Annotated in this window: 16 protein-coding genes; 10 read left to right on the top strand and 6 right to left on the bottom strand. The window is 60.8% G+C overall.

Features of this window, described 5'->3' with window-relative positions; all coding sequences use genetic code 11:
• Window positions 1-15 precede the first annotated feature (15 nt).
• Window positions 16-1,080 carry an L-ascorbate 6-phosphate lactonase gene (gene ulaG, locus FUU19_RS04725; protein WP_089196335.1) on the bottom strand — a complete coding sequence of 355 codons (1,065 nt, stop codon included), beginning with the start codon at window positions 1,078-1,080 and terminating at the stop codon, window positions 16-18.
• A 354-nt stretch (window positions 1,081-1,434) separates the two neighbouring features.
• Between ulaG and ulaA the strand changes: the two genes are divergently transcribed.
• Genes ulaA through FUU19_RS04755 form a run of 6 tightly spaced genes read left to right on the top strand, consistent with a single transcriptional unit; the run spans window position 1,435 to window position 5,860 of the window.
• On the top strand, window positions 1,435-2,832 hold the full coding sequence (ulaA, locus tag FUU19_RS04730) for a PTS ascorbate transporter subunit IIC (protein WP_060424498.1): 1,398 nt from the start codon (window positions 1,435-1,437) through the stop codon (window positions 2,830-2,832).
• A gap of 14 nt (window positions 2,833-2,846) precedes the next feature.
• Window positions 2,847-3,155 carry a PTS ascorbate transporter subunit IIB gene (gene ulaB, locus FUU19_RS04735; protein ID WP_047729673.1) on the top strand — a complete coding sequence of 103 codons (309 nt, stop codon included), beginning with the start codon at window positions 2,847-2,849 and terminating at the stop codon, window positions 3,153-3,155.
• Window positions 3,156-3,165: 10 nt separating this feature from the next.
• Window positions 3,166-3,636, top strand: a complete 471-nt coding sequence (gene ulaC / locus FUU19_RS04740; RefSeq protein WP_230489978.1) for a PTS ascorbate transporter subunit IIA — start codon at window positions 3,166-3,168, stop codon at window positions 3,634-3,636.
• 12 nt (window positions 3,637-3,648) lie between these two features.
• Window positions 3,649-4,305 carry a 3-keto-L-gulonate-6-phosphate decarboxylase UlaD gene (locus tag FUU19_RS04745; protein WP_055316951.1) on the top strand — a complete coding sequence of 219 codons (657 nt, stop codon included), beginning with the start codon at window positions 3,649-3,651 and terminating at the stop codon, window positions 4,303-4,305.
• Between the two features lie 9 nt (window positions 4,306-4,314).
• Window positions 4,315-5,223: an L-ribulose-5-phosphate 3-epimerase gene (locus FUU19_RS04750; protein WP_141972114.1), complete on the top strand. Its 909-nt coding sequence runs from the start codon at window positions 4,315-4,317 to the stop codon at window positions 5,221-5,223.
• A complete protein-coding gene (locus FUU19_RS04755) occupies window positions 5,174-5,860 on the top strand; it encodes an L-ribulose-5-phosphate 4-epimerase (RefSeq protein WP_141973075.1) in 687 nt (228 codons plus the stop codon). Before FUU19_RS04750 ends, FUU19_RS04755 begins: the two co-directional genes overlap by 50 nt.
• Window positions 5,861-5,863: 3 nt before the next feature.
• Here the strand turns inward: FUU19_RS04755 and malT are convergent, their stop codons facing one another.
• Window positions 5,864-8,578 (bottom strand): HTH-type transcriptional regulator MalT, encoded by a 2,715-nt coding sequence (gene malT, locus FUU19_RS04760; protein ID WP_049272756.1) that lies wholly within the window; start codon window positions 8,576-8,578, stop codon window positions 5,864-5,866.
• A gap of 460 nt (window positions 8,579-9,038) precedes the next feature.
• Between malT and malP the strand changes: the two genes are divergently transcribed.
• Window positions 9,039-11,444, top strand: a complete 2,406-nt coding sequence (gene malP, locus FUU19_RS04765; protein WP_230489979.1) for a maltodextrin phosphorylase — start codon at window positions 9,039-9,041, stop codon at window positions 11,442-11,444.
• Between the two features lie 9 nt (window positions 11,445-11,453).
• Complete coding sequence (gene malQ / locus FUU19_RS04770) at window positions 11,454-13,544, top strand: 4-alpha-glucanotransferase (protein WP_230489980.1); 2,091 nt, start codon at window positions 11,454-11,456, stop codon at window positions 13,542-13,544.
• 69 nt (window positions 13,545-13,613) lie between these two features.
• Here the strand turns inward: malQ and nfuA are convergent, their stop codons facing one another.
• A complete protein-coding gene (gene nfuA, locus FUU19_RS04775; RefSeq protein ID WP_033631902.1) occupies window positions 13,614-14,189 on the bottom strand; it encodes a Fe-S biogenesis protein NfuA in 576 nt (191 codons plus the stop codon).
• Between the two features lie 58 nt (window positions 14,190-14,247).
• Window positions 14,248-14,931, bottom strand: coding sequence for a DNA utilization protein GntX (gene gntX, locus FUU19_RS04780; RefSeq protein ID WP_230489981.1), 684 nt, complete (start codon window positions 14,929-14,931; stop codon window positions 14,248-14,250).
• Between the two features lie 40 nt (window positions 14,932-14,971).
• On the opposite strand from gntX, the gene bioH reads away from it, so the two are divergent.
• Together bioH and FUU19_RS04790 are read left to right on the top strand one after the other, a co-directional pair.
• Window positions 14,972-15,742 (top strand): pimeloyl-ACP methyl ester esterase BioH, encoded by a 771-nt coding sequence (gene bioH, locus FUU19_RS04785; RefSeq protein ID WP_230489982.1) that lies wholly within the window; start codon window positions 14,972-14,974, stop codon window positions 15,740-15,742.
• 270 nt (window positions 15,743-16,012) lie between these two features.
• Complete coding sequence (locus tag FUU19_RS04790; protein WP_230489983.1) at window positions 16,013-16,297, top strand: YdgH/BhsA/McbA-like domain containing protein; 285 nt, start codon at window positions 16,013-16,015, stop codon at window positions 16,295-16,297.
• A gap of 40 nt (window positions 16,298-16,337) precedes the next feature.
• Here the strand turns inward: FUU19_RS04790 and FUU19_RS04795 are convergent, their stop codons facing one another.
• Both FUU19_RS04795 and feoB read right to left on the bottom strand, forming a co-directional pair.
• Window positions 16,338-16,577 (bottom strand): FeoC-like transcriptional regulator, encoded by a 240-nt coding sequence (locus FUU19_RS04795; RefSeq protein ID WP_230489984.1) that lies wholly within the window; start codon window positions 16,575-16,577, stop codon window positions 16,338-16,340.
• Window positions 16,577-18,892, bottom strand: coding sequence for a Fe(2+) transporter permease subunit FeoB (gene feoB, locus FUU19_RS04800; protein WP_230489985.1), 2,316 nt, complete (start codon window positions 18,890-18,892; stop codon window positions 16,577-16,579). The genes FUU19_RS04795 and feoB overlap by 1 nt, the downstream gene beginning before the upstream one ends.
• Between the last annotated feature and the right edge of the window lie 16 nt (window positions 18,893-18,908).

Genomic DNA, 18,908 nt, shown 5'->3' on the forward strand with positions numbered 1-18,908 from the left:
TGCAACACCGGTGGATTACAAGAAAGACTTGAAGGGCAGATCGGGTTCGAGGGTGAAGCAATCATCGAAACCGCGCGGGTAGTGGTACTCCAGATTGTCTTTATCCTGCGGCCAGATGAACTTGCCGCCAACCTGCCAGATAAACGGTTTAAAACCGTATTTGAGCCGGTCTTTCTTCATTTCCCACAGCACGCGAATTTCCTGCGGATCCGCCTGGAAATTCGACCATATGTCATGGTGGAAGGGGATAACGACCTTGGCGTTCAGCGATTCCGCCATGCGCAAGATGTCGGCGCTGGTCATCTTGTCGGTAATGCCGCGCGGGTTCTCGCCGTAGGAACCGAGGGCGACATCGATCTGATGATCGTTGCCGTGCTTGGCGTAATAGTTGGAGTAGTGGGAATCGCCGCTGTGATAAAGGTTGCCGCCCGGCGTTTTGAACAGGTAGTTGACCGCCCGCAGGTCCATGCCGTCCGGCAGGACGCCCGCCGCTTTTTGTTCCACCGGCAGTGTGATGAGCGCCGTGCGATCGAAGGCGTCCAGCGCATGAATTTCAATGTCTTTGATTTTTATCACGTCGCCAGGTTTGACGGTGATGCAGCGCTCAGGCGGCACACCCCAGCCAATCCAGATATCCACGCAGCTTTGCGGTCCGATAAACGGAACGGTGGCGGCGCAATTTTTCAACACCGCCGCGGCGACGTTCACATCGATGTGATCGTTGTGGTCGTGCGTGGCCAAGATGGCGTCGAGCTGGGTAATTGCGAAGGGATCCAGTACGAATGGGGTAGTGCGCAGGTTAGGCTGCAGCTTGCGCACCCCTGCCATTCGCTGCATTTGGTGGCCGGTTTTCATCAGTGGGTTGCCGTGACTTTGCTTGCCGGTGCCGCACCAAAAATCGACGCACAGGTTGGCGCCTTCTTCAGACTTGAGCCAGATGCCGGTACAGCCCAGCCACCACATGGCGAAAGTGCCGGGCGCGACGTTCTCCTGCTCTATCTCTTCGTTCAGCCAGGTGCCCCATTCGGGAAAGGTGTTCAATATCCAGGATTCGCGGGTGATGTCGTTGACTTTACTCATGGGTCGTTCCTCGTTGGTGGTGATAATGCAATCACAAATAATCATTTAAAGATTTTATGTGATTTGTTTTGATCGAATCTAGCACCGTTTTTTTCAACTGACAACGATCGAAATACACGTTAACACCGCCGGATTTACGTGCTGCGCCGTCCTTCTATCTCCTTTTTGTTTGATTAACTGCTATTAAATTCAATGAGTAATGAAATGTAAGCTGTCTAATTCATTGAATGTTAGTGGAATTGATTTTTAACTTGCGAGGTTGTTCACAAATAATCATTAATGATCTTTTTGTGATTTCTTGTGATTGGTATGGTGAAGGCGTTACCTGCATGCCAACCTTTTCGGGAGAGCCGTATGGAAACTCTTTACACCATATTCACCGTCTTTTTTAACCAGGTGATGACCAATGCGCCGCTGCTGTTGGGGCTGGTTACGCTGCTGGGTTACACGTTGCTGCGCAAAAGCGCGGCGGTCATTATCAAAGGCACGATCAAAACCATTATCGGTTTCATGTTGCTGCAAGCCGGTTCCGGCATCCTGACCGGCACGTTCAAACCCGTTGTGGCGAAGTTGTCCGAGGTATACGGCATCAACGGGGCGATTTCGGACACCTATGCTTCGATGATGGCCACCATCGAACGTATGGGGGACGCCTACAGCTGGGTCGGCTACGCGGTATTGCTGGCATTGGCGCTGAACATTCTCTACGTACTGCTGCGGCGTATTACCGGTATTCGTACCATTATGCTCACCGGCCACATCATGTTTCAGCAGGTTGGGCTGATCGCGGTATTTTTCTACATTCTGGGTTACGGCATGTGGACGACGGTATTGTGCAGTGCGCTCTTGGCTTCATTGTACTGGGGCATCACCTCCAACATGATGTTCAAACCGACGCAGGCGGTAACGGAAAACAGCGGTTTCTCGATCGGGCACCAACAGCAGTTCGCTTCGTGGCTGGCGTATAAGGCCGCACCGTATCTCGGTAAAAAAGAGGACAGCGTGGAAGATCTGAAGCTGCCCGGGTGGCTGAACATTTTCCATGACAACATCGTGTCTACCGCCATCGTGATGACGCTGTTTTTCGGCATCATTCTGTGCTCGTTCGGCTTGGACACTCTGCAGGCGATGGCCGGTAAAACCCACTGGAGCATCTATATCCTGCAAACCGGGCTGATGTTCGCGGTGGCGATTTTCATCATCGTGCAGGGCGTGCGCATGTTCGTCGCCGAATTGACCGAGGCCTTCAATGGGATTTCCCAACGTCTGATCCCCGGCGCGGTACTGGCCATCGACTGTGCCGCCATTTATAGCTTCGCGCCCAACGCCGTGGTATGGGGCTTTATGTGGGGCACCATCGGCCAACTGATCGCCGTCGGCATACTGTTAGCGCTCGGCTCTTCCATCATGATTATTCCCGGTTTCATTCCCATGTTCTTTTCTAACGCCACCATCGGCGTATTCGCTAACCACTTTGGTGGCTGGCGTGCGGCGATGAAGATCTGTCTGGTGATGGGAATGATAGAGATCTTCGGCTGCGTGTGGGCCATCAAACTGACTGGGCTAAGCGCCTGGATGGGCATGGCGGACTGGTCGATTCTGGCGCCGCCGCTGATGCAAGGGCTGAGTCTGGGCCTGTGGTTTATGGGCGTGGTGATCGTTATCGCCCTGCTGTACATGTTCTTCGCCGGACGCACCTTGCGTGCGGAAGAAGATGCTGAAAAACAATCGGTTGAATCGGCGTCACGTTAATAGGAGTGCAGATTATGACGGTACGAATCCTGGCGGTGTGCGGTTGCGGACAAGGCAGCTCCATGATCATGAAAATGAAAGTCGACCAATTTTTAACGCAGCAAGGCGTGGATCATTCGGTCAACAGCTGTGCGGTGGGGGAATACAAATCCGAGCTGAATGGGGCTGACATCATCATCGCTTCCACCCATGTCGCGGATGAAATCGTCGTCAGCGGCAACAAATACGTAGTTGGGGTGCGCAATATGCTCTCGGCGGCGGACTTCGGTCCGAAGCTGATGGACGTCATCGGCGCGCATTTTCCGCAAGATTTGAAGCAGTGAGGAGCGAGTCATGAAGCTGAGCGATTCGTTGGCGCAGAACAACGCTATTCACCTGCAGGCGGAGGCTGCCGACTGGCGTCAGGCGGTGCGGCTGGGGGTCGATCTGCTGGTGGTCGCCGGCGTGGTGGAGCCTCGCTATTTCGACGCCATTCTGGCCGGCGTCGAACGGCACGGCCCTTACTTCGTGTTGGCGCCCGGCCTGGCGATGCCGCATGGTCGGCCGGAGGAAGGGGTGCTGAAAACCGGCTTCGCCTTGGTCACCTTGAAAACGCCGGTGTGCTTCGGCGATGAGGACAACGATCCGATAGATATCTTGATCACTATGGCGGCGGTGGACGCCAAAACGCATCAGGAGGTGGGGATCATGCAAGTGGTGAACCTGTTTGAAGATGAGGCGAATTTCGATCGCTTGCGGGCCTGTCGCCACGCGAGCGAGGTATTGGCGTTGATCGACAAAACGTCTACGGCGGCGGCGAATTGAAGGAGACAAACAATGAACACGCATTTACCGATGTTGCAGGTGGCGCTGGATAATCTGTCCATGGCTGCGGCTTACGACACGACTCGCCTGATCGCGGCCGAAGTCGACATCATCGAAGTCGGCACTATTTTGTGCGTGGCGGAAGGCGTGCGAGCCGTACGCGATTTAAAAGCGCTGTATCCGGATCGCATCGTGTTGGCGGACGCAAAAATCGCCGATGCGGGTCAAATTTTGGCGCGCATGTGCTTCGAGGCGAATGCCGATTGGATCACGGTGATCTGCTGTGCCGATATCAATACGGCCAAGGGAGCCCTGCAGGTGGCGCATGAGTTCGGTGGTGACGTGCAGATAGAACTGACGGGGTTCTGGACCTGGGAACAGGCGCAGGCGTGGCGTGAAGCGGGAATTGGTCAGGTGGTGTATCACCGCAGCCGTGACGCGCAGGCGGCGGGGATATCCTGGAGCGATGACGATATCCGCGCGGTTCGTCGCCTGAGCGAGATGGGTTTTAAGGTGACGGTCACCGGCGGACTGGCGCTGGAGGATTTGCCTCTGTTCCAGGGGATCCCCATCCATGTCTTTATCGCCGGACGCAGCATTCGCGATGCCGCCGATCCGGTCGCGGCGGCGCGGGAATTTAAACGTGTCATCGCCCAGCGGTGGGGCTGAGGAGCGGTTATGTTGCACAAGTCCGTGCCGTTGGGCATCTATGAGAAAGCGTTGCCGCCGGGCGAGGATTGGCTGACGCGCCTGCAACTGGCGGGTGAGTTGGGATTCGATTTCGTTGAAATGTCGATCGATGAAAGCGACGGCCGCCTGGCGCGGCTGGATTGGAACAGCGAGCAGCGACTGGCGCTGATCGGCGCCGTTGCCGCCAGCGGTGTGCGCGTCCCTTCTTTATGCCTCAGCGCCCACCGGCGTTTTCCGTTGGGCAGTGAAGACGACACGACGCGCGACCGGGGACTGGAGATCGTGCGAAAAGCTATTCGGCTGGCGCAGGATACCGGCATCCGGGTGATCCAACTGGCCGGGTATGACGTTTATTACCAGCAGTCTACTGCGCAGACCCGCGCCCGGTTCCGCGCCGGATTGGTACAGGCGGTAGAGATGGCCAGCCGTGCACAGGTCATGCTGGCGATGGAAATCATGGACTATCCGCTGATGAACTCGATCAGCAAGGCGCTGGGCTATGCCCACTACCTGAATAACCCGTGGTTTCAGCTGTACCCGGATATCGGCAACTTGTCTGCCTGGGACAACGATGTGCCGATGGAGCTCATGGCCGGGCGCGGACATATCGTGGCGGTACACGTTAAGGATACGCGGCCGGGGGAGTTTAAGAATGTGCCGTTCGGCGAAGGCGTGGTCGATTTCACGCGCTGCTTCGAAACGTTGCTTGCGAGCGGCTATCGCGGCCCCTATCTGCTCGAAATGTGGAGCGAGAAAGCACCCGATCCTCTGCAAGCGGTACGGGAGGCACGCGCTTGGGTGGTTGCACGTATGGCTGAGGCCGGGTTGGAAATAGGGGGGGAGCATGCTGGAGCAACTGAAATTGCAGGTCTACAAAGCCAATATGGCGTTGCCTGAACACGGGCTGGTGACTTATACCTGGGGCAATGTCAGCGGCATCGATCGGGCCAGCAAGCTGATGGTGATCAAACCCAGCGGCGTACCTTATGAAACGATGCAGGCTGAGGATATGGTGGTGGTGAATCTGCGAGGAGAGGTTGTTGAGGGGCAGCTGCGGCCTTCATCCGATACGCCGACGCATTTGGCGCTATACCGGGCATTTCCTCAGCTCGGTGGTGTCGTGCATACGCATTCCACCCATGCCACTGCTTGGGCCCAGGCGGGGGAGGCGATACCGGCGTTCGGCACCACCCACGCCGATTATTTTTCCGGCGACATTCCTTGTACCCGCGCGCTGACGGCGGAAGAGGTGGCGCGGGAATATGAACTGAACACCGGTCGGGTGATTATCGAAACCTTGAAAGGACGTGAACCGTTGCACGTTCCCGGTATTCTGGCGTATCAGCATGGTCCGTTCAGTTGGGGCTGCTCGCCGGATGAGGCGGTGCATAACGCCGTGGTGCTGGAGGAGGTGGCGAAAATGGCGTGGATTAGCCGGGGTATTAACCCCGGCCTGAGGCGGATCGATGAGCACCTGTTAGCGAAGCATTTCTGCCGCAAACATGGTGCCGGCGCCTATTACGGCCAGCGCTGACTCTCAGGCGCCGTACCCCATCATCTTCAGCAGCTGCTGCGCCTGCTGCACCGCCTCCTGGCGATGGGCCACGCCGAGCTTCTGGTACAGGTTGCGGATGTGCGTCTTGATGGTGGTGGCCGCCACGTCCAGCTCGCCGGCGATCTGGTCGTTGCTGTAACCGGAATAGATCAGCCCCAGCACCTGCCATTCGCGCTGGGTGAGCGGGCTGGTGCGGATCAGCTCCGGCACCTGCGGGTGGGTCAGCAGCTTATCGACAAAGTTCTCGTCAAAATGCGCGAACTTGTGTCGATGATGCTGGTTGATGTCGCGCAGGATGCGCTGGGCGCGATGCTGCTCCAGCTCCGGCAGCGTGTTGAGCTGGATCAGCTGGCGCAGCTGCTGTGCCATCGCTTCGCCTTCGATGACGAAATGGCTGATAAAGCCGGTGCGGTTAGCCAGCGACAGCGCTTCGATCAGCGCCTGCTGCGCTTCGCCCTTGCGCTCCTGCAGCCAGTACAGCTGGTTGCTGAGCAGCAGATTGCGGTTCAGATCGCTCACCAGCCGCAGGCGACGGGCATTTTCGTTCAGTTCATCCAGCACCACCCCGGCCTCGTCATACTGGCCGAGCAGGATCTGCACCCGCGCGATGTTGCGCCATTGGCCCTGCGTGAAGTGGTTGTCCGCCATGCCGGGCTTTTCGGTGTGGCGCAGCCACTGGGCGGCGGCGGCGGTGTCGCCGGTCATCTGCCAGTGGATCACCCGCGATTTGTCGGTGTTGGTCAGCCAGTCGCGATGGTAGTGAGCGCCGTGCAGCAGGGTTTCGCAGCGCTGCAGATGCGTATTGGCGTTGTCCAGATCGCCGCGCGCCAGCGAGCATTTGGCCAGCATGGCGATGCACTGCAGTTGCTGTTGCGGTTGGTAGTTCGCCAGGATTTTCAGCCCGCTGCGCGCCGCGTCTTCCGCCTCGTCCAGCCGCGACCACGACCACAGGATTTGGGCGCGAATGCGCAGCAGGAACTCGTGCATCGGCAGCTGTTCCAGGTGCTGCTCGCGGATCAGTTCGAACGCCTTGTCCTGGGTTTCGTAAGCGGCCTGTAGGAAGCCCTGGGCGATGAGGATTTCGCTCTGCTGCAGCAGCGCCCAGAGCGCGTAATGGTTGGCCTGATGGCGACGCGCCATCTGCTCGGTTTGCTGCATCATCGGCAGCGCGCGCGCCAGCTCGCCCTTGCAGTGGTGCACTTCGCCGGTCACCGAGGTGGCGACGATGCGGCTGTAATAGCTGGACAGCGGCAGGAATTTCAACGCTTCGGTCGCCAGCCGTTCGGCCTCTTCCGGTTTGCCGGCGTTGATCGCCACCTGGGCGCGCAGGGCGTCGAACTCGGCGTGCAGCGTTTGGTCTATCTCGATTTTCTGTTCGCGCATGGTGCGCTCGGCGCGCTCCAGCAGGGTGTTAACCTCGCCGTAGCGGTGCTGGCTCTGCGCCAGCCAGGCCTGCAGCAGCGCCAGCTTGGGGTTTTGGATCAGGCGCTCATAGGGCAGCGCGTTGAGGCACTCTTCCAGCAGGGCCAGCTCGCTGTGGTGGAACAGTGACCAGGCGTGTTGCAGCAGGATATCGCGCAGCATGCTGACGTCGCTGGCCGCCAGCGCGTGGTGAATGGCCTCCGCCGGATACCCCAGCGCCAGCCAGCCCTCGGCGGCGGCGCGGTGCAATCCCGGCAGCTCCAGCGCCAGTTCCCACTGGCAACGCTGGCGCAGGAAAGAGGCGAACAGCGGGTGGAAGTTGAACCATTCGCCGGTGTCGTCCATGCGGTGGATAAACAGCCCCTGGCGTTCCAGCTCCTCCAGCCGTTGCTGGCCGTTGTCTTCGCCGGTCAGGCGCACGATCAGCGCGTCGTTCATCGAGCGCAGCACCGAACAGCGCAGCAGGAAGGCGCGCGCATCGGCATCGACGTGATCCAGCACTTCGTCTACCAGGTAATCGGACAGGTGACTGGCGTTCAGCCCCGCCAGGCGCTTGGCCGACAGTTGGGCCGACGAGGCGGACTGGCGGGCCGACAGCGCGATCAGCTGCAGCGCGGTGGCCCAGCCTTCGACTTCGTCGCACAGGCGGCTGCTGTCCTGCTGTTCCATCGGCGCCGCCAGGCGGCAGTCGAAGAATTGTTTGGCTTCCTGGTGGGTGAACGCCAGCTGCTGCGTGCCCATTTCCAGCAGCTGATCGCGCACCCGCAGGTTGGCGATGCCGAGCGGCGGCAGGGTGCGCGAGAGCAGGATCAGCGTCAGGTTTTCCGGCTGATGACGCAGGAAAAAGCGCATGGCTTCGTGGATGGCGTCGTTGGTGATCAGGTGGTAGTCGTCGATCACCAGGTACAGCGGCTGATGCCAGTCGGCCAGCTCGATAAACAGCTGGGCGAACAGCGCCGACAGGCTGGCGTACTGATGCTTCTGGCTCAGCGCCTCGCTCTTGACGCAGCGGCCACCGCTGGCCTGCTGCAGCGCGGCGATCAGGTAGCTGGCGAAGCGCTCCGGCTGGTTGTCGCTCTCATCCAGCGAATACCAGCCCAGATCGGCCTTGCCGGCCGCCCATTGGGCGATCAGCGTGGTTTTCCCGTATCCCGCCGGGCAATTGACCAGTGTCAGGCGATAGTTGCCCGCGCTGGCCAGTTTGGCCAGCAGGCGATCGCGGATCACGGTATTTTGCAGCCGTACCGGGCGGCTCAGTTTTGATGGGATCAGCATAGTATTCCAGGGTATAAATCGCGGTTCCCGCCGGGATTGGAGTGGCGCTAATTATTTTATGGTTCGTAATTAATAGCTCCCCCTAACTTCTGCCAACCCTAAACGTATTGCAACAAGCTTCCGCATCGGCTTGGAGTTAAGTTGCTATCGATCACACTTTTTTACGTTTGGCGCCGGTGCGCGGCGATGCGGTTGCAGATCGCATTTCCGGCCATGGACAAAACTTCAGCAGCGCGAATACTTGTGCTAACGTCATGGTTAACGTTCTCAGTGCTCGCCGCACGCGTTGGCGGGCTTTTTTGCATCGTTGCAAGGGAGTCAAAAAGTGCCTGAGATCACAATTCCAGCTACGCCCCAATCCTCCTCCCCAGCTAATCCCCAGGCGGGATGATGCCGTCAGGCTTTCTCACCGGCACGATAGCGGCAATTTGACCCACTTACTGGATAGAGAGTTTTCCTTATGTCACAGCCTACGCTCAAGAAGGATGCTTTTCTGGCGGCGCTCGCCCGCCAGTGGCAACGGTTCGGCCTCAGTTCCGCACAACAGATGACGCAGCATCAATGGTGGGAAGCCGTCAGTGCGGCGCTGGCCGAGCAGTTGGCCGCGCAGCCGGCGCCGCGCAAAAGCGCCAAACCGCTGCGCCACGTGAACTACATCTCGATGGAGTTTCTGATCGGCCGGCTGACGGCGAACAACCTGATCAACCTGGGCTGGTACGACACCGTCGAGCAGGCGCTGGCCGAACAGAACGTCAAGCTGGCGGATCTGCTGGAGCAGGAAACCGATCCGGCGCTGGGCAACGGCGGGCTGGGGCGCTTGGCGGCCTGTTTCCTCGACTCGATGGCGACGGTGGAGCAACCGGCCACCGGATATGGGCTGAACTACCAGTACGGGCTGTTCCGCCAGTCGTTCCAGGGCGGGCAGCAGCAAGAGGCGCCGGATAACTGGCAGCGCGAGAGCTACCCGTGGTTCCGCCACAACACCGCGCTGGCGGTGGACGTGGGCATCGGCGGCAAGCTGGAAAAGCAGGCCGATGGGCGCGAACTGTGGCGCCCGGCCTTCACCCTGCGCGGCGAAGCCTGGGATCTGCCGGTGCTGGGGTATCGCAACGGCGTGGCGCAGCCGCTGCGCCTGTGGCAGGCGACCCATCAGCATCCGTTCAACCTGAGCGATTTCAACGACGGCAAATTCCTGCAGGCGGAGAAGCAGGGCGTAGAAGCCGACAAGCTGACCAAGGTGCTCTACCCGAACGACAACCATCAGGCCGGCAAGCGCCTGCGCCTGATGCAGCAGTATTTCCAGTGCGCCTGCTCGGTGGCGGACATTTTGCGCAAGCACCATCAGGCCGGCCGCAAGATTGAAGAGCTGCCGAAGTACGAAGTGATCCAGCTGAACGACACCCATCCGACCATCGCCATTCCGGAAATGCTGCGCATTCTGCTGGACGAGCACCAGCTGGAGTGGGAGGCGGCCTGGGCGATCACCAGCAACACCTTCGCCTACACCAACCACACCCTGATGCCGGAAGCGCTGGAGTGCTGGGATGAAAAACTGGTGCGCAGCCTGCTGCCGCGCCATTTCTCCATCATCAAACAGATCAACGCCAGGTTTAAAAAATTGGTGGATAAGCACTGGCCGGGCGACGAGGCGGTGTGGGCCAAACTGGCGGTGCACTACAACAAGCAGGTGCGCATGGCCAACCTGTGCGTGGTCAGCGGCTTTGCGGTCAACGGTGTGGCGCAGCTGCACTCGGATCTGGTGGTGAAGGATCTGTTCCCGGAATATCACCAGCTGTGGCCGAACAAATTCCATAACGTCACCAACGGCATCACGCCGCGCCGCTGGCTGAAACAGTGCAACCCGGCGCTGTCGGGCCTGATCGACGAGACGCTGAAGGTGGAATGGGCGAACGATCTCGACGCGTTGCGCGGGCTGGAAAAATTCGCCGACGACGCGGCGTTCCGCCAGCGTTATCAGCAGATCAAACGCGACAACAAGGTGGCGCTGGCCCATTACGTGCACGGCGTGATGGGGTTGACGCTCGACCCGGACGCGATTTTCGACGTGCAGATCAAGCGTCTGCACGAGTACAAACGCCAGCACCTGAACCTGCTGCACATCCTGTCGCTGTATCGCCAGCTGCGCGACAACCCGAATCTGGACATCGTGCCGCGCGTCTTCCTGTTCGGCGCCAAGGCGGCGCCGGGCTACTATCTGGCGAAAAACATCATTTACGCGATCAACCAGGCGGCCGAGAAGATCAATAACGATCCGTTGGTGAAAGATCGCCTGAAAGTGGCGTTCATTCCCGACTACCGCGTGTCGGTGGCCGAACTGATGATCCCGGCGGCGGATATCTCCGAGCAGATCTCCACCGCCGGTAAAGAGGCCTCCGGCACCGGCAACATGAAGCTGGCGCTGAACGGCGCGCTGACGGTCGGCACGCTGGACGGCGCCAACGTCGAAATTGCCGAGCAGGTGGGCGAAGACAATATCTTTATCTTCGGCAATACCGTGGAGCAGGTGAAGGCGATACTGGCGAAGGGCTACGATCCGCTCAGCTACCGCAAGAAAGACAAGCACCTGAAGGCGATTTTGGACGAGCTGGCGAGCGGCGCGTTCAGCCACGGCGACAAGCACGCGTTCGACATGATGCTGCACAGCCTGCTGGAAGGCGGCGATCCTTATCTGGTACTGGCGGACTTCGCCTCATACTGCCAGGCGCAGCGCCGGGTCGACGAACTGTACCGCGATCGGGACGAATGGACGCGGCGGACTATCCTTAACACTGCGCGCGTCGGCATGTTCAGCTCGGATCGCTCGATTCGCGATTACCAGCAGCGCATCTGGCAAGCCAAACGTTAAGGAGAGCGAATGGATCGTAAGCGTATCGATCAGGCGGCAGCGCAGGCGGGGATCGCTGCCGATTTCATTAATGCCCACGGCAAGCGGCAGGCGATTGAGCCGGAGACCAAGCGCAAACTGCTGGCGGCCATGAACCGGGCCGATGCCGCGCAGGAAGGGGCCGCATCACCGTTACCGGCGGTCAAGGTGTTCTATCAGGGCGCGCCGCTGGCACTGACCCCGGCGGGCGAAGGCGAGTACCTGTGGGCGCTGCAGCGTGAAGACGGCGAATGCCTGCAGGGGCGCGTCGGGGCGCGCAAGACCCTGACGCTGCCCGGCGATCTGCCGGCGGGTTACCACCAATTGACGCTGAGCCAAGGCGCGCAGCAGTGGTCATGCCGCGTGATCGTCGCGCCGAGGCGCTGCTTCGAGCCGGACGCCTTGCTGACCGGCAAGAAACTGTGGGGCGCCTGCGTTCAGCTGTATACGCTGCGTTCCGATCGCAACTGGGGCATCGGCGATTTCGGCGATCTGCGCCTAATGGTGGAGCAGGTCGGGGAGCGCGGCGGCGCCTTCATCGGCCTCAACCCGATCCATGCGCTGTATCCGGCCAACCCGGAGAGCGCCAGCCCTTACAGCCCCTCGTCGCGCCGCTGGCTGAATCTGGCGTATATCGACGTCAACGCGGTGGAGGATTTTCAGCGCAGCGACGCGGCACAGCGCTGGTGGCAGAAGCCGGCGACGCAGAAGCAGCTGGCCAAGGCGCGCGCCGCGGAGTGGGTGGATTACAGCGCCGTGATGCAGCTGAAGCTGGCGGCGCTGAAGCTGACGTTCCCGCTGTTTCAGGCGCGCAAGCCGAGCGACGCGCAGCGTCAGGCGTTCGAACGGTTCGTGACTGAGGGCGGCGACAGCCTGTATCAGCAGGCTGCGTTCGACGCGCTGCATGCCCACCTGGCGGCCAAAGACGCCAGCCAGTGGGGATGGCCGGCCTGGCCCGAGGGCTATCGGCGGGGGCAGAGCGAAGCGGTGCGGCTGTTTTGCGCCGAACATCAGGACGCGGTCCGCTTTTACCTGTGGCTGCAGTGGCTGGCGGCCACGCAGTTTGCGCAGTGTTTTGAGCAGAGCCGGCAGCAGCAGATGCCGATTGGTCTGTATCGCGATCTGGCGGTCGGGGTAGCGGAAGGCGGGGCGGAAACCTGGTGCGACCGCGAGCTGTACTGCCTGAAAGCGTCGGTCGGCGCACCGCCGGACATCCTGGGGCCGCTGGGGCAAAACTGGGGCCTGCCGCCGATGGATCCGCACGTGATGGCGGCGCGCGGTTATCAGCCGTTCATCGATCTTTTGCGCGCCAACATGACCAGCTGCGGCGCGCTGCGTATCGATCACGTCATGGCGCTGCTGCGGCTGTGGTGGATCCCTTATGGCGAAACCGCCGATCGCGGCGCCTACGTCAAATACCCGGTGGACGATCTGCTGGCGGTGCTGGCGCTGGAAAGTCAGCGCCACCGCTGCATGGTGATCGGCGAAGATCTCGGCACGGTGCCGGTGGAGATCGTCGGCAAGCTGCGCGACAGCGGCGTTTATTCCTACAAAGTGCTGTATTTCGAAAGCGACGGCGAACACCATTTCCGCGCGCCGCAGGCCTATCCGGTGCAGGCGATGGCGACCATCACCACCCACGATCTGCCGACGCTGCGCGGCTACTGGCAAAGCGACGATCTGACGCTGGGCAACCGGCTGGGTCTTTACCCGGACGCGGAGATCCTGCAGGCGCTGTTTGCCGATCGGGAACGCGCCAAGCAGGGGCTGCTGGATGGGTTGCATCGCTATGGCTGCGTGCCGCAGAAGGTGGGCAAGAAGGCGGCGCTGCTCGGCATGAGCCCGCTGCTCAACCGCGGCCTGCAGCGCTATGTCGCCGACAGTGCCAGTGCTTTGCTCGGCCTGCAGCCGGAAGACTGGCTGGATATGGCCGATCCGGTCAATATTCCCGGTACCAGCGATCAGTATCCTAACTGGCGGCGCAAGCTGACTCAGACGCTGGAGGAGATGTTTGCCGACCCGCACATAAACCGCTTACTGAAGGATTTGGACAAACGGCGGCGCAAGGTGTCGGTGGGGTGAAAACGACAATGCCGGAACGGGTTTCCCCTTCCGGCATTGTGTTATCTACCGCGGCGCGAGCGCCGGAGATTAGTAGTAGGAGTGCTCGCCGCGCTGGTGCTCGGTCAGGTCACGCACGCCTTTCAGCTCCGGGAATTTCTGCAGCAGCTCTTTCTCGATGCCTTCTTTCAGCGTGACGTCGACCATCGAACAGCCGTTGCAACCGCCGCCAAACTGCAGGATCGCCATGTTGTCGTCGGTGATCTCCATCAGCGTCACGCGGCCGCCGTGGCCCGCCAGCTGTGGGTTGATCTGCGACTGCAGCACGTATTCCACGCGCTCCATCAGCGGCGCGTTGTCATCGACCTTGCGCATCTTGGCGTTCGGCGCCTTCAGCGTCAGCTGGGAACCCAGCTGGTCGGTCACGAAGTCGATTTCGGCGTCTTCCAGATACGGCGCGCTCAGCTCATCGACATAGGCGGACAGTTTGTCGAACTTCAGTTCGGTATCCGTCGCTTCTACCGCGTCCGGCGGGCAATAAGAGACACCGCATTCGGCCGTCGGCGTGCCCGGGTTGATCACGAATACGCGGATTTGGGTGCCTTCTTCTTGATTTGCCAGCAGTTTGGCAAAGTGTTCCTGTGCAGCATCTGTTATACGGATCATAGCATTAGCTCAATAGTTGACTTCTATAGTCGGTTATAATACGCCCATTGCCGTGGCACTACAACGTGCGGCAAACGCACCATATCTGCACCGAGGCGGCGCCTTGCCGCCGCAGCAGCACCGCGATCTCCGCGACGGTGCTGCCGGTGGTCACCACGTCATCCACCAGGGCGATATGCCGGTTGGCGACCGAGACGGTGCAGACGAACGCGCGCTGCAGATTGCGCCTGCGCGCTCCGGCGCTCAGCCGCTGTTGCAGGGCGGTCTTGCGTACCCGGCGCAAGGCGGCGGGCCGATAGGCACAGCCCAGCCAGCGTGCCAGCGGCCGGGCCAGCAGATCGCTCTGGTTATAGCCACGGCGCCAGCAGCGTGAGCCATACAAGGGTACCGCTAAAATCAGGTCGGGTCTGTTCAGATACTGCTCTCTGCGCGCCTGCTGCCAGCGCAACAGCATCAGGCGCGCCAGCGTCGGTGCCAGCTCGGGCGCGCGGTGAAACTTGAACCTTCTTACCAGCCGGCTGAGCGGTGCTACGTAGTCGCCGACGAACACCAGCCGCTGCCAGGGTGGCGGCCGTTGCAGACAGCGGCCGCAGGGCGTTTGCGTCTCCCCGGCGGGCAATCCGCAGCGTGGGCAACACGGTGGGTTGGCCGGCAGATGGCGCAGGCAGCAGCTGCAGATGCCGTGACGCATCAGGCTCAACGGCTGTCGGCATAGCCAACAGCGGCTGCGGATTGATAGCATAGAGACTCCGAGACGGGTAAGCATGAAAGGACAATAACCAATGACAGCGCTGTACTGGCAAACAATAGGTGAAGGCGAACGCGATCTTGTGCTGCTGCACGGCTGGGGATTGAACGCTGAAGTGTGGAGTTGCATTCAGGCGCGACTGGCGCCGCATTTTCGCCTGCATTTGGTCGATCTGCCGGGATACGGCCGCAGCCAGGGGTTCGGTGCTCTCTCGCTGGAGCAGATGACGGAGATCGTGCTGGCGGCTGCCCCCTCTCAGGCCTGGTGGCTAGGCTGGTCGCTCGGCGGGTTGGTGGCCAGCCAGGCGGCGCTGATGCAGCCGCAGCGCGTCAGTGGGCTTATCACCGTGGCCTCTTCGCCCTGTTTTGCCGCCCGCGATGAGTGGCCGGGGATCCGCCCGGACGTGCTGAGCGGTTTTCAGCACCAGCTGAGCCTGGATTTCCAGCGCACCGTCGAGCGTTTTCTGGCGTTGCAGACGCTGGGCACCGAGAGCGCGCGCCAGGATGCGCGCCAGCTGAAAGCGGTAGTGCTCAACCAGCCGACGCCGAGCATCGAGGTATTGAACGGCGGGCTGGAGATCCTGCGCACCGCCGATCTGCGCGCGCCTCTGGCAGCGCTGGAGCTGCCGCTGCTGCGGATCTACGGCTATCTGGATGGGCTGGTACCGCGCAAGGTCGCCGATCTGCTCGACGCCGCCTGGCCGAATTCTACGTCGCAGGTCGTGGCCAAAGCCGCCCATGCGCCGTTTATCTCTCATCCCGACGAATTTGTGACGATGATCGAAGCGTTTATTGCAGCACATTGAATGCGGCGGGAAAACGCACGATAGGGCGCGAAAAAAAACGCTGCCGGGTGGATAAAAGACAAAGCTGTTCGATACTTAGTGAGTCAATGCGTTGGCTGCAAAATGAAAAGACCGCGTGCGGCGTTTTTCATTTTTGCGTTTCGTCTCTGGGAAACAGGCCCCGTCAGGGAAAGCAACGAGGCCTGAGGATGTCGCGGCAGCCTGCTGTACTACGCATGGATTCTTGACGGCTTTCATAACAGATAAATTATCCATTGAGAGGTTAGTGTCATGAAATCATTGAAGATGATTATTTCAGCGGCAGTGCTGGGTTCGGTGTCTTTCGGCTCCATGGCGGCAACCCTGCTGACCAAGGAAGATCTGGATAAGAACCCGGGTAAATACGAGAAGATCGGCACCGTGACCACCACGGCGCAGACCACCTCGCCGATGGATGCCAAGGATGAGCTGTCCAAACTGGCGGACGAAAAGGGCGGTCAATACTACGTGATCCTGGCAGGCCGCGAGCACGGTAAATTCAGCGCCATCGCTGAAGTTTACAAAGATAAGCAATAAGCCTTCAACGGCAAGGGGCGCCGCTCGGCGCCCCTGATCGTCAGGCCTTCAGCCGGTAGAAAACCGTGCTGCACCCCTGGCCCTGCGGGCAGCCTTTGCAACTGCCGCTCAGACAGGCGCCGTCATCCTGTTCGATGCGCTCCACTTTCCCCATTGCCGCCAAACGGTCCAGCATCGCCTGCACCAGTGGCAGCGGCGTCGCCAGCGAGTGGCTGAGCTGCTGCGCCTGAGCGCTGCCAAGCAGCGCCAGCGCATCGCGCACCTGCAGCAGCCCGGCCATCAGTGGCAGCTCCCCTTGGCGCCCTGGCAACAGGCCGCCGGCGTAGCGTTGCCCAGGCGAACCGTGACGCGGCTGCGCGCCCGGCGCAAGCCGAACAGCACCAGCAGGTTCACCAGTACCACCACCAGGATCGCCGTCAGGCTGTACTGCGGGTGTTGGTTGAAGGTGGCCACCTGATAGAACAGCGTCGCCAGCGAGTAGGCCACGTTCAGCCCCCACAGAATAGAGAAGGTCATCCAGCCGCGGCTCGATTCACGGGCGATGGCGCCCATCACCGAGACGCAAGGCACATACAGCAGCACGAAGATCAGGTAGCTGTAGGCGGAGATGCCGGAGCCGAATTTGCTGCTCATCACGCCCATCGAGCCGACGCCCATCTCGCCGTCGCCCTTGCTGGCTTCGATGGGGTTGGAGAGCACGCTCAGGCTGAAGGTGTTTTTCAGGCCGTCCCAGGTTTCGTTCAGCGCGCCGCCCAGCTCATCGAGCAGGTTGAAGTTGGCGGCGTCGAACGCCTCTTTGTTGATGTGCTCGGCGGTGTACAGCGTGTTCAGCGTGCCGACCACCACTTCTTTCGCCATCGCGCCGGTCACCAGACCGACGGTGGCCTGCCAGTTATCGCTGTGGACGCCCATCGGCTGCAGCAGCGGCGTCAGCACTTTGGAAACTGAGGCCAGCGCGGAGTCGTTGATATTGTCGACCGTCTTGCCGCTGAACGAGAAGCTGTTCAGGCCGCCGATGAATATGCTGGCCACCACGATCACCTTACCGGCGCGCAACACGAAGCCTTTCAGCCGCTGCCAGGTTTGCAGCAGCAGGCTTTTCAGGTGCGGCACGTGGTAAACCGGCAGCTCCATCACGAACGGCGAGGCTTCGCCGCGCATGAGGGTGTATTTGAGCACCAGACCGGTGAGGATCGCCACCGCAATGCCGAGCATGTACAGCGAGAACACCACTCCGGCGCCGTCCTGGCCGAAGAAGGCGGCGGCGAACACCGCGAAGATCGCCAGACGGGCGCCGCACGACATGAACGGCGCCATCATGATGGTAATCAGGCGTTCGCGCTGGGCGTCCAGCGTCCGGGCGCCCATGATGGACGGCACGTTGCAGCCGAAACCGACGATCAGCGGCACGAAGGATTTACCCGGCAGCCCGAGCGCCTGCATCAGGCGGTCCATCACGAACGCCGCGCGCGCCATGTAACCGGAGTCTTCCAGGAAGGACAGGAACAGGTACATCATGCCGATCTGCGGCACCAGCGGCAGCACGGTGTTGATGCCGCCGCCGACGCCCTGCGCCAGGAAAACGGTCAGCCAGTCGGGGAAGTGCAGGGTGTAACCGAGCCACTGAATGCCCTGAATGAAGATCGCCGCCGAGCCGATATCGAAGATCGGCTGCAGCGCGCCGCCGATGTTGATCGCCAGCAGGAACATCAGGTACATCACCAGCAGGAAGATCGGCACGCCCAGCCAGCGGTTGAGAATCACTTTATCCAGCATCTCGGTCAGGCGGTTGGGCATCGCCTGCTGCGAGTTGCTGACCGCGTCGCACAGGGTGGCGATAGACTGGTAGCGCGCGTCGGCGATCACCAGCGCCGGGTCTTCTTGCTGTTGCTGTTGCAATGCCTGGGTAGCCGCAGGCAGCAGCGCGACGGCGGGGCCGGCCAGCCGGTGGCTGTAGATGTCGCCTTCCAGCATCTGCAGCGCCAGCCAGCGGCGCTGTACTGCCGGCAGCGTTTGCGGCATGGCGTCGCTCAGCGTGGCGACCGCTTTCAGCAACAGCGGCGGATAGTTCACCAGCGCCTGCTGTTCGTTGATGTGATGATTGTCGATCATCTGCTTCAGCACGCCGATGCCGTCGGCGCGGGTGGAGACCATCGGCACCACCGGGCAGCCGAGGCGCGCCGACAGCGCGGCGACGTCGATATCGATATGCTGGCTTTTGGCGATGTCGAGCATGTTCAGCGCCACGATGCAGGGAATGCCCAGCTCCAGCAGCTGTAGCGTCAGATAGAGGTTGCGCTCGAGGTTGGAGGCGTCGACCACGTTGATCAGCAGATCGGCGTCGCCGCTCAAAATGTAGTGACAGGCGATCTGCTCATCGAGCGAGGTTTGCTCTGAAATGGTGGTCAGGGAATAGGTGCCCGGCAAATCGACCAGCCGCACGTCGGACTGCGGGGTGGTGAAATGGCCTTCTTTGCGTTCGACCGTCACGCCCGCCCAGTTGCCGACCCGTTGGCGTGCGCCGGTCAGCTGGTTGAACAGCGTGGTTTTGCCGGAGTTCGGGTTACCGATTAAGCCGATGGTGAGTTTTTTCATAGTTCAGCGTGTCGTC

The sequence above is a fragment of the Serratia montpellierensis genome (genome assembly GCF_020858655.1).
Classification (GTDB): Bacteria; Pseudomonadota; Gammaproteobacteria; order Enterobacterales; family Enterobacteriaceae; genus Serratia; species Serratia montpellierensis.

Bases quoted from the DNA above. Each gene is read 5' to 3' on its own strand.
- malT (WP_049272756.1), bottom strand. From the start codon at position 8,578: ATGCTGATCCCATCAAAACTGAGCCGCCCGGTACGGCTGCAAAATACC.
- FUU19_RS04790 (WP_230489983.1), top strand. From the start codon at position 16,013: ATGAAATCATTGAAGATGATTATTTCAGCGGCAGTGCTGGGTTCGGTG.
- FUU19_RS04795 (WP_230489984.1), bottom strand. From the start codon at position 16,577: ATGGCCGGGCTGCTGCAGGTGCGCGATGCGCTGGCGCTGCTTGGCAGC.
- FUU19_RS04750 (WP_141972114.1), top strand. From the start codon at position 4,315: ATGTTGCACAAGTCCGTGCCGTTGGGCATCTATGAGAAAGCGTTGCCG.
- feoB (WP_230489985.1), bottom strand. From the start codon at position 18,892: ATGAAAAAACTCACCATCGGCTTAATCGGTAACCCGAACTCCGGCAAA.
- bioH (WP_230489982.1), top strand. From the start codon at position 14,972: ATGACAGCGCTGTACTGGCAAACAATAGGTGAAGGCGAACGCGATCTT.
- nfuA (WP_033631902.1), bottom strand. From the start codon at position 14,189: ATGATCCGTATAACAGATGCTGCACAGGAACACTTTGCCAAACTGCTG.
- ulaA (WP_060424498.1), top strand. From the start codon at position 1,435: ATGGAAACTCTTTACACCATATTCACCGTCTTTTTTAACCAGGTGATG.
- ulaG (WP_089196335.1), bottom strand. From the start codon at position 1,080: ATGAGTAAAGTCAACGACATCACCCGCGAATCCTGGATATTGAACACC.
- gntX (WP_230489981.1), bottom strand. From the start codon at position 14,931: ATGCTATCAATCCGCAGCCGCTGTTGGCTATGCCGACAGCCGTTGAGC.
- malP (WP_230489979.1), top strand. From the start codon at position 9,039: ATGTCACAGCCTACGCTCAAGAAGGATGCTTTTCTGGCGGCGCTCGCC.
- ulaC (WP_230489978.1), top strand. From the start codon at position 3,166: ATGAAGCTGAGCGATTCGTTGGCGCAGAACAACGCTATTCACCTGCAG.
- malQ (WP_230489980.1), top strand. From the start codon at position 11,454: ATGGATCGTAAGCGTATCGATCAGGCGGCAGCGCAGGCGGGGATCGCT.
- ulaB (WP_047729673.1), top strand. From the start codon at position 2,847: ATGACGGTACGAATCCTGGCGGTGTGCGGTTGCGGACAAGGCAGCTCC.
- FUU19_RS04745 (WP_055316951.1), top strand. From the start codon at position 3,649: ATGAACACGCATTTACCGATGTTGCAGGTGGCGCTGGATAATCTGTCC.